The sequence below is a fragment of the Burkholderia sp. Ac-20379 genome (genome assembly GCF_017104645.1).
Taxonomy (GTDB): domain Bacteria; phylum Pseudomonadota; class Gammaproteobacteria; order Burkholderiales; family Burkholderiaceae; genus Burkholderia.
In genome coordinates this window covers 59,249-69,012 of the sequence record NZ_JAAGPF010000004.1, presented here as the reverse complement: position 1 = coordinate 69,012, position 9,764 = coordinate 59,249, and the positions used below count along the sequence as shown (strand labels likewise).

Genomic DNA, 9,764 nt, shown 5'->3' with positions numbered 1-9,764 from the left:
ACTCAGTTGCAGCACGGCGCGCTCGGCGTCGGCCGTCTGGCGCGACGCGATGCGCGGCCTCGGCAGCGCATGCGTGTAGAAATGCGCGCCCTCCACCGGGTAGCCGATCGCCCAGAGGCGCGGCTGCGCCGTGCCGTCGCGCCCGATCGGGCGCAGCTGGCGGTCGATGTCGAGCCCGCCCGGGTGGTAGTCGCCGTTGCGGAACGGCCGGATCAGGCCGCGCGCGAGCAGCGCGGCGGTCAGCGGCGAGGCGTCGGTCAGCGGCGACCATGCGTCGAGCCGCGCGGCCACCAGCACGTCGGCGAAGCGATGCGTGTCGCCCTCGGGATAGGCCGTGTCGATGCGGAACCGGGCCGCGTCCGGATCGCCCGTCACGCGCGCGCCCGGCCCGCCGCCCAGCGTCAGCACGCCGGCCCGGCGCAGCGCCTGGAATTCGACGTTGCGCTGCTTCGGCGGCCCGAACGCGATGCGGTTCGTGATCGCGTTGAATTCCTCGACGAAGTAGCGATGCGATTCGGGCGTGGCCGCGCCGTATTCGATCGCCTCGCGCAACGCCTCGCGCGTGTCGCGCAGCGCGTCGGTGGCGGCCTTGAGCGGGCTCGACAGGTTGCCGAGGAAGGCCTGCGCCAGATCGTCGTCGAACTGCGCGTCGAAGAACGCGCGGAATTCGGCCTCCGAGGCGAAGCGGCGGCCCTTCAGCGGCCAGAGGATCGCCTCGATCGCGGCCAGTTCGGCGGCGCTCGGCACGAAGCGGGCCGCATCGGCGGCATCGGCCGCTTGGGCAGCGGCCGCCTGCGCGCCGCCGGCCGCCGTCGCGGCGACCGGTACGCCCAGGCCATCTCCTTGACGATCAGCGGCAGCACCTCGGCCTGGAAATCGACGCGCCGGTCGCCGCGCGACACGGCCGCCGCATCGGCCAGCGCGCGCACCGCCGCCGGCGTGAAGAAGCGCGCCGCGTGCCGCCCGGTCAGCCCCTTCTGGTTCACGCCGCGCGCCGCGAACGGCAGGCACTGGCGCGAGAACACCAGCAGCTTCGGCTCGCGGCCGGACGGTTCGTAACGCAGGTCGTGCGCCTCGGCCACGAAGCGCCCGCCGCGCCCCACCGTCAGCTCGGAGATCACGTCGTGCGCGGTCAGCCCGAAGCCCTGGATCGCCACCGTGGCCTGCGCGGCGATCCGCGACAGGCCGGTCACCGGATACGGCGTCGCGAAATAGGCCAGCGCCGGGTTGTGCCGCACCTGGCTCGCCACGAACGCGTCGGCCGCGCGATCGGCCTCGTTCGGCAGCCGCCGGCCGTGGCCGGTGGTCAGGAACACGTAATCGGCGCGCGCCGTGTAGCCGTTCTCGAGCCGCACGCGAAAGCCCTCGCCGTGCGGTTCGACGTCCTGCGCGCGGGTGCGGTGATGCGCGAATGTGATCGCAGCCGGCAACTGCCGCGCGATCTGATCCACGCCCCACGACAGATATTCGCCGAGCAGGCTGCGCGGCAGATAGTCGAATTCGGTGATCGCCTCGCCCGAGGCGTCGCCCACGCGGAAGAAGCGCTGCCCGAAGCGGCGGTAGCCGCTCGCGATCGCCCATTCCACCAGCGTGGGGCCGTTCGCGCCGCCCGCCACGCTGTCGGGCGCGAAGATCGTCACCTGCGAGGCGATCGTGTTGATCAGCAGATGATCGGGCTGGCGCGCCGGGTGCGAGCCTTCCCCGCATTCGCCGGGGTCGATCGCGTCGACATGCAGGCGCGCGCCGGCCGGCAGCCGGCGCGCGTGTTCCAGAATCCGTTCGAGTACGCTGAGGCCGCGCGGGCCCAGCCCGATCACGGCGACGTGAGTGGTCGTCATCGTTCAGTTCTCCTCGTCAGTGGGCGGCCAGCGCGGCGGCGGCGGCGGCCTCGGATGCATCGCGCGCCGGCTCGCGCGCGGCCAGCGGCGGCTCGTGCAGCACCACCACGTCGGGCTCGCCCGGCAGCGTGCGGAACGTCGTGCGCACCAGCGGGTCGTGGCCCGGCACGATGTGGTTCGGCCCGTCGGCGAGCCGCTCGATCGCGGCGTGCGCGTCGAGCATGCGGCCCACGTCGATCACGATCGGGAACGGCCGGCGCTCGCGCAGGTTGTCCCAGTAGTGCGCGGCGTCGCTGGCCAGCACCACGTGGCCGCGCGCGGTGGCCACGCGCACCACCTGCAGCCCCGGCGTGTGGCCGCCGAGCTGGTGCAGCGTGATGCCGGGATGCAGTTGCGCGTCGCCGTCGACGAACGCGATGCGCCCCTCGAACAGCCGGAACACCGCCTGCGCCACGTCGGCCGGCTCGAACGGCCCGCGCAGCGCGCCGTGCGCCATGCAGCGCCCCGTGCAGAACGCCAGTTCGCTCTCCTGCACATGAAAGCGCGCACGCGGGTAGGCATCGAGATTGCCGGCGTGGTCGTAATGCATGTGCGTGATCACCACATCCTCGATCTCGGCCGCCTTGATGCCGAGCTTGCCCAGCAGTTCGGCCGGCTCGCCGAAATAGGTGCGGCGGCGGCGGCCGGCCAGCTCGCGCTTGAAGCCGGTATCCACCAGCACCGTGCGCTGGCTGTTGCGGATCACCCAGACATAGAAATCGAGCGGCATGCCGCGATTGCCGTGCGGATCGTGGCCGAGATAATTCTCGGCGCTGCGGCGGCCCTCGTGCGTCGCATAGCGCAGCGCGTAGACCTCGTACGGCTCGACGGCGTCTTCGCCGGCGGCCTGCGTGAAATGAGCGGCGTGCGTCATTGCGCGGCCTCCAGCGCGTCGGCCAGATCGGCGCTGCGATCGTCGTGCGCATGGAGCGGAATCACGCGGCGCGGCGCGGCGGGCGCGGCCGGGGCCGTTTCCTCGAAGAAGAAGCGCGGCGCGCCGAACGCCGGCACCAGATCGTCGAGCCAGGTCGCTTCCGGATCGAACTTCGCGTAGAACGGGCGGCGCACCCACTCCGGGTTGCGCGCCTGCAGGAATTGCAGCGCGAACACCTTCTCGCCGCCGATCTCGACGATGCCGTCCACCGTCACCTTGCCCGGGAACGCGCTCATCGACGGCCCGCGCACCGTGCGCGCCAGCCCCGACACCTGCCGGTAGGCGCGCTGGAAGATGTCGTAGGCATCGGCCAGCGGCAGCTTGAAATAGTCGCTCGGCCCGGTGTCGCGCTCGACGAACATGTAGTACGGCACCGCGCCGAGCTTGACGCCGAGCGTCCAGAGCCGCGCCCAGGCGTCCGGATCGGTGTTGATGTGGCGGATCAGCGGCGCCTGCAGGCGCACCGTCGCGCCGGTGCCGATGATGCGCCGCACCGCCTGCTGCGCGATCGCCGGCTCCAGTTCGTTCGGGTGGTTGTAGTGCCCCATGATCGCCAGGTTGCGGCCCGAGGCCACCACCGATTCGAACACGCGCAGCAGGTCGTCGGCATCCTTGTCGCTCACGAAGCGCTGCGGCCAGTACGCCACCGATTTCGTGCCGATCCGGATGTTCTGGATATGCGCCAGCTCGGGCGACAGCAGCGGCGTCAGGTATTCGGCCAGCGAGCGCGCGTTCATGACGAGCGGATCGCCGCCCGTGATCAGCACGTCGGTCACGTCGCGATGGCGCTTCAGGTAGTCGACGAGCTGGGTGGTTTCGCGCGCATCGAACTTGAATTCGTCCATGCCCACGAACTGCGGCCAGCGGAAGCAGAACGTGCAATACGCGTGGCACGACTGGCCCGCGCTCGGAAAGAACAGCACCGTCTCGCGGTATTTGTGCTGCATGCCGGGCAGCGGCACGCCGTCCAGGTGCGGCACGTTGTGCGTCAGTTGGCCGGCCGGATGCGGGTTCATGCGCAGCCGGATCGAATGGATCAGGCGCTCGGTTTCGTCGGGCTTGCCGCCGTCCGCGATCAGGTCGCGCAGTTGCGCGTATTCGTGCTCGTGAAGCATCTCCTGGTGCGGGAACGTGAGGCGGTAGATCGGATCGTCGGGCACGCGATCCCAGTCGATCAGTTCGCTCAATACATAGGGATTCACGCGAAACGGCAGCACCCGGCCCACCACGTCGATCGCCTCGCGCTGGTCGGGCTTGAGCTTCTCCCACTCCGGCGCCTGGCGGATCGTCTGTCGCGTATACGGCTTGAATTTGATTCCGGCGTCATTCGGCATTTCCCAACCCTCCTGGATGATTTCCGTTCTCTCGTGACGGAAATGAATGTGAAGCGCAATCGGACTACCCCAACCGGGAATCGATTCGCCGAACGAAGGAATTGTTGGTTTGACTGACGTCGGCGATTCAATCGAGTCGCCAATGTAAAGAGGGGATACGCCGTTGACCATCGGCGCGGACGGATTTCTGTGATTGCGCGAAACCTATGTTTGCGGGGCGCAAAGCATTGGCGCGATCGCCTGATTTGCAACGATGCGGAACGACGGTTTCGCGGCGATAAGCTTATGCGCAACCGTTGTTTCACCGCGTGCGGCGCGATCTCTAGAATCGCCCGGTCGCGTGAGCGCCGCCGTGCGCGCACGCATCGATTCGTCATACTTGGGATTCGCCGTCATGCCTGTCTTGCCGCCCGCTTCGCCGTCATCTTCGCCGTCATCTTCGCCGCCCGTTTTGCCGCCCGCTTTGCCGCCGATTCGTTCCTCGCGCCGGCCGCTGCCGTCGCCCAGGCGCCGTGCGTTGCGCCGCCTCGCGGCCGTGTTCGCGCTCTGCTCGATCGGCGTGCTCGGCACGCTGGCCGCGCGGCCCGCGCATGCCGACGAGCGGGTGCTGCGGGTGGGCGTGACGAGCGGCCCGCACGAGGAGATTTTCGAGGCCGCGAAGCGCGTGGCCGAACGCGATTACGGCCTGCATATCAAGACGGTGGCGTTCAGCGATTACATCGCGCCCGACGCCGCGCTCGATTCGGGCGACCTCGACGCCAACAGCTACCAGCACCGCCCTTTCCTGAACGCGCAGATCCGCGCGCGCGGCTACCACCTGGTGGGCTTGGGCCGCACCTGGATCGGGCCGATCGGCCTGTATTCGAAGAAATACCGCACGTTCGCCGCGCTGCCCGAGCACGCCACCATCGGCATTCCGAACGATCCGGCCAACGAGAGCCGCACGCTGCTGCTGTTGCAGAAGGCCGGCGCGATCAAGCTGCGTTCGGGCATCGATCCGGTGTCGGGCATCAACGCCACGCCGCGCGACATCGTCGAGAATCCGAAGCAGTTCCGCTTCACCGAGATCGACGCGGCGCAACTGCCGCGCACGCTAGACGATTTCGACGCCACCACCGTGAACGCCGATTACGCGATCAAGGCGGGCCTGCAACCGGGGCGCGACACGATCCTCGTGGAGGACGGTTCGACCGTGTATGCGTGCTTGATCGCGGTGCGCGAGAAGGATGCGAACCAGCCGTGGGTCAAGCAACTGGTGGCGGCGTATCAGTCGCCGGAAGTGAAGCAGTTCATCCTGACGCACTATCGCGGAGCGATCATTCCGGCGTTTTGAGGGGGGATGAGCAGCTGGAGGGGGAGACAGGCGCGCACCAACGCGCCTTTTTCAATGCGGAACACGGAAGAAAAGACGGGCCGCATGCGGCCCCGAGCGTCGCCTCAGCGCGACCCGCCCGCCATTCCGAACCGCACCGCCGCCGCGTTCGCATTGCCCTCGTCCGGCCGCCGCACCGCGGCCGGCTCGGCCGGCGAATGCGTGAAGCGGATCCATTCGATCTCGGCCGGCGTGAGCGGCGGGAAACCCACCGACGCGGAAGCCAGTGCATCGAGAATGCGCAGCGCCCGGCCGGACGAGTGCGGCGAGGACAGGCGGGCCGTCAGGGACGTGGTCAGTCGAATCAGCAGCGAGGGTAGCGTCATGGTCGTAAGCCCGCGCGAAGCGGAGCGATCAGCATGTTGGACAGGCTCACGATACGGCCCGCCCGGCCCGGCCGGAACCAATCTTTTCGCCTATGGATATGCGCGCCGCGCCATTGCCGCGGCGCTGCTAAACAAAGCAGAAAACGGCATCACGGCCGCGCCCGAATCCGGATAGTCTCGCTGCGCCGCACCCCCTCATTTCCGGAGTCATCGATGTCGCATTGGAAGCCCCTCGCCGGCCTGCTGCTGGCCCTTGCCGCGCAACAGGCGTTCGCGCAGGAACCCGTCACGCTCGCGGTCGGCGAGCAGAATTACTACAACATCGAGGCGTCGATGGACGCGTCGGGCGCCCTGAAGGACGCGCCCTATCGCGTGCAATGGAAGCACTTCCAGGCCGCCGCGCCGATCGCCGAAAGCCTCAACGGCCAGGCGCTCGACCTCGGCTTTCTCGGCGATTCCGGCCTGCTGACGCTGGCCGCGCGCGGCGCGCCCGTGCGCATCGTGGCGGTGTCGCGCCAGAATCTCGCCGGCGTGGCGCTGCTGGTGCCGGCCAACTCGCCCGTCAAGCAGGTGGCCGATCTCAAGGGCAGGAAGGTGGCGGTCTGGCGCGGCGCGTGGAGCCAGCAACTGGTGCTGCGCGCGTTGCAGCAAGCCGGCGTGCCGGCCGACGCCGTGCAGTATTCCTATCTGATGCCGGTCGACGCGACCGATGCGCTCGCGAGCGGCGCGGTGGATGCCGTCTCGCTGTGGGAGCCGTTCGTCAGCACGCTGGCGCTGAAACAGCACGCGCGCCCGATCGCCACGGCCGAAGGCCTGATGCCGGCGCTGAGCTACGTGGCCGCCACCGACAGCGCGGCCACCGCCAAGCACGCCGCGATCGCCGATTTTCTGCGCCGCGCGGTGATCGCGCGCCGCTGGGTCGATGCGCATCCGAAGGAATACGCGGCGCTGTGGGCCAAGCGCGCGAATCTCGACGTGGACGTGGCCACGCGCTGGCTCTCCACCGCGCACCAGACGATCGGCCCGGTCGACGCGCGCGCCGCGCGCGACACGCAGGAAACGGCCGATTTCCTGACGCGCCAAGGCGTGATCCCGGCGCACTTCGATACGAGCAAGGTGCTCGATCGTTCGTATGCCGATGCGTTTTCGACGCCGGCAAACTAACGGGAATGTTTCGGGCGGCGGCCCCGGCGCCAAGCCGGGGCCGCCCGGGGCTCAAGCGGCCTGCGCCACGGCCTCGCGCCCCGGCACCGCGTCGAGCAGCGTGCGCGTATACGGATGCTGCGGCGCGCGCCAGATGCTGCGGTGGTCGCCGTGCTCGACGATCCTGCCGCGCTGCATCACGTGCACGCTGTCGGCCAGATAGCGCACCACCGACAGATCGTGCGAGATGAACAGCAGCGACAGCCCGAGCGAACCCTTCAATTCCACCAGCAGGTTGAGGATCTGCGCCTGGATCGACACGTCGAGCGCCGACACCGGCTCGTCGCAGATCAGCAGCGCCGGCTCCAGCACCAGCGCGCGCGCGATGCCGATCCGCTGACGCTGCCCGCCCGAGAATTCGTGCGGAAAGCGATGCAGCGCGGCGGCGGGCAGCCCCACCTTGTCGAGCGCGGCCGCGCTGCGCGCCTGCCGTTCGCGCGCGCCGCGCACGCCGTTGGCGGCCAGCACGCGGCCGAGAATCTGGCCGACCGTGCGGCGCGGGTTCAGCGATGCGTAGGGATCCTGAAACACCATCTGCACGCGCGGGCGCAGCGGCCGCAACGCGCGCTCGCCGAGCGGCACGAGATCCACGCCGTCGAGCCGGATCTCGCCCGCGGCCACCGGCGCGAGCCGCATCACGGCGCGCGACAGCGTCGATTTCCCGCAGCCCGATTCGCCCACCAGCCCGACCGTCTCGCCGCGGCCGATCGTCAGCGACACGCCGTCCACGGCCTTCAGCGTGCCGTGCGCGCCGCGCTGCGCATACTCCACGTGCAGATCGCGAATCTCCAGCAGCGGCGGCGCCGCCACCGGCAGCACCGGCACCGCCTCGGCGGCGGGCTGTGCCGCCCGCGCCACGCCCGGCACCACGATGAACGAGGTCGAACCGTCCGGGTTCACGCCGTGGCGGATCTCGGGCAGCGACGTCTCGCGGTAATGGCGCTCGCCGGCCAGATTCAGCGACGCGTTGAGCAGCCCCTGTGTATAGGTGTGACGCGGCGCGGCGAACAGCGCGGCGGTGGGCTGCGCCTCGACCTTGCGGCCGGCCAGCATGACCGCGACGCGATCGGCATGATCGGCCACCACGCCCAGGTCGTGCGTGATCAGCAGCAGCGCCATGCGCAGCTCGCGCCGCAGTGAATCGAGCAGCGCCAGAATGCGCGCCTGGATCGTCACGTCGAGCGCCGTGGTGGGCTCGTCGGCGATCAGCAGGCGCGGCCGGCACGCCACCGCCATCGCGATCATCACGCGCTGGCGCTGGCCGCCCGACAGCTCGTGCGGGTAATCGCCGAAGCGCCGGGCCGGCTCGGGAATCTGCACGAGATCGAGCAGCTCGATCGCGCGCACGCGGGCCGCGGCGCGCGACAGCGGCTCGTGCCGGCGCAGCGTCTCGACGATCTGCTCGCCGATCGACAGCACCGGGTTCAGCGACGTCATCGGCTCCTGGAAGATCATCGAGATGTCGCGCCCGCGCAGGTCGCGCGTTTCGCGCGGCGTCAGCGTCAGCAGCTCGCGGCCGTCGAACCGCACGCTGCCGCTCACGCGCGCCGTGTCGGGCAGCAACCGCATCAGCGACAGCGCGGTGGCCGATTTCCCGCATCCCGATTCGCCCACCAGCGCGAGCGTCTCGCCCGCCTGGATTTCGAAATCGATGCCGCGCACCGCTTCGTGCGCGCCGAAATTCACGCGCAGGTCGCGCACTTCGAGCAGGTTCGTCATGCGCGGCGCTCCGAGCGGTGCGCGAGGCGCGGGTTCAGTGCGTCGTTCAGGCCATCGCCGAGCAGGTTCAGCGCCAGCACGGCCACCACGATCGCGCCGCCGGGGATCGCCGTCAGATACCAGGCGGTGCGCAGCGAATCGCGGCCGAAGCCGATCATCGCGCCCCAACTGATCACGTTCGGATCGCCCATGCCGAGGAACGACAGCGACGATTCGATCAGGATCGCGCTGGCCACCATCACGGAAGCCGTCACGATCACCGGCGGCAGCGCGTTCGGCAGGATCTCGCCGAAGATGATGCGGCCGTTGCCGAAGCCCTGGCTGCGCGCGGCCAGCACGAAATCGGCGTGGCGCAGGCGGCGGAACTCGGCGCGCACGATGCGCGCCACCGTGGGCCACGAGGCGATGCCGATCGCCAGCGCGATCACCGTCACGTCGGGCCGGCCGATCGCCACGATCACGATCACCAGCAGGAACGACGGCACCGTCTGGAACAGCTCGGTGACGCGCACCAGCAGATCGTCGATCAGGCCCCCGAAATAACCGCCGATCGCGCCCACCAGCGTGCCGATCACGAGCCCGATGCCGGCCGACGACGCGCCGATCAGCAGCGACACGCGCGCGCCGTGCACCAGCCCGGCCGCCACGTCGCGGCCCAGCGAATCGGTGCCGAGCCAGTATTGCGGATCGGTGCCCGGCCATTCGAACGGCGCGGCCACCATGTCGAGCGGATCGCCCGGGAACAGTTTCGAGGCGAACAGCGCCAGCAGCACGATCGCGGCCAGCAGCAGCAAGCCGGCCACGGCCGACGGGTTGCGCAGCAGCGCGCGCCAGGTGCGCAGGCCGGGGCTCGGGCTGGCGGCCTGGCCCGCCGCGCCGGGGGCACCCGCCGCGAGCTTGCCGAACAGCGCGCCGGCCAGCTGGTTGCGCCACGGAGAAGCGGTGGCGGCCGATTGCGCGGCGGCTCGCACCGCGTTCGACGATTCAGTGCTCATGGAA

At 69.9% G+C, this 9,764-nt stretch carries 9 protein-coding genes and 1 pseudogene; 2 read left to right on the top strand and 8 right to left on the bottom strand.

The features are described from left to right. From G3N92_RS01230 to G3N92_RS34845, 5 genes and pseudogenes are all read right to left on the bottom strand, one after another. Positions 1-747: pseudogene (locus G3N92_RS01230) on the bottom strand (hypothetical protein); the annotation flags it as partial. Beyond that, the gene (locus G3N92_RS01225) at positions 696-1,838 is read right to left on the bottom strand and encodes an FAD/NAD(P)-binding protein (RefSeq protein WP_206125621.1); all 1,143 of its coding nucleotides are present in this window, start codon (positions 1,836-1,838) and stop codon (positions 696-698) included. The pseudogene G3N92_RS01230 and the gene G3N92_RS01225, both read right to left, overlap by 52 nt. 16 nt (positions 1,839-1,854) lie before the next feature. Next, positions 1,855-2,751: an N-acyl homoserine lactonase family protein gene (locus G3N92_RS01220; RefSeq protein ID WP_206125620.1), complete on the bottom strand. Its 897-nt coding sequence runs from the start codon at positions 2,749-2,751 to the stop codon at positions 1,855-1,857. After that, positions 2,748-4,145: a lysine 2,3-aminomutase gene (locus G3N92_RS01215; protein ID WP_206125619.1), complete on the bottom strand. Its 1,398-nt coding sequence runs from the start codon at positions 4,143-4,145 to the stop codon at positions 2,748-2,750. The genes G3N92_RS01220 and G3N92_RS01215 overlap by 4 nt, the downstream gene beginning before the upstream one ends. A 204-nt stretch (positions 4,146-4,349) precedes the next feature. Next, positions 4,350-4,715, bottom strand: a complete 366-nt coding sequence (locus tag G3N92_RS34845; RefSeq protein ID WP_241014486.1) for a hypothetical protein — start codon at positions 4,713-4,715, stop codon at positions 4,350-4,352. On the opposite strand from G3N92_RS34845, the gene G3N92_RS01210 reads away from it, so the two are divergent. Then, the gene (locus tag G3N92_RS01210; RefSeq protein ID WP_339385875.1) at positions 4,681-5,478 is read left to right on the top strand and encodes a MetQ/NlpA family ABC transporter substrate-binding protein; all 798 of its coding nucleotides are present in this window, start codon (positions 4,681-4,683) and stop codon (positions 5,476-5,478) included. The genes G3N92_RS34845 and G3N92_RS01210 overlap by 35 nt on opposite strands. 104 nt (positions 5,479-5,582) lie before the next feature. Here the strand turns inward: G3N92_RS01210 and G3N92_RS01205 are convergent, their stop codons facing one another. Next, positions 5,583-5,843, bottom strand: coding sequence for a hypothetical protein (locus tag G3N92_RS01205; RefSeq protein ID WP_206125617.1), 261 nt, complete (start codon positions 5,841-5,843; stop codon positions 5,583-5,585). A 213-nt stretch (positions 5,844-6,056) separates the two neighbouring features. Between G3N92_RS01205 and G3N92_RS01200 the strand changes: the two genes are divergently transcribed. Next, on the top strand, positions 6,057-7,007 hold the full coding sequence (locus G3N92_RS01200; RefSeq protein WP_206125616.1) for an aliphatic sulfonate ABC transporter substrate-binding protein: 951 nt from the start codon (positions 6,057-6,059) through the stop codon (positions 7,005-7,007). A gap of 51 nt (positions 7,008-7,058) precedes the next feature. On the opposite strand, the gene G3N92_RS01195 is transcribed toward G3N92_RS01200, so the two are convergent. Beyond that, entirely contained in the window at positions 7,059-8,765 is a 1,707-nt protein-coding gene (locus G3N92_RS01195; protein ID WP_206125615.1) for an ABC transporter ATP-binding protein, read from the bottom strand. Further along, a complete protein-coding gene (locus tag G3N92_RS01190; RefSeq protein ID WP_206125614.1) occupies positions 8,762-9,760 on the bottom strand; it encodes an ABC transporter permease in 999 nt (332 codons plus the stop codon). The genes G3N92_RS01195 and G3N92_RS01190 overlap by 4 nt, the downstream gene beginning before the upstream one ends. Positions 9,761-9,764: the final 4 nt, after the last annotated feature.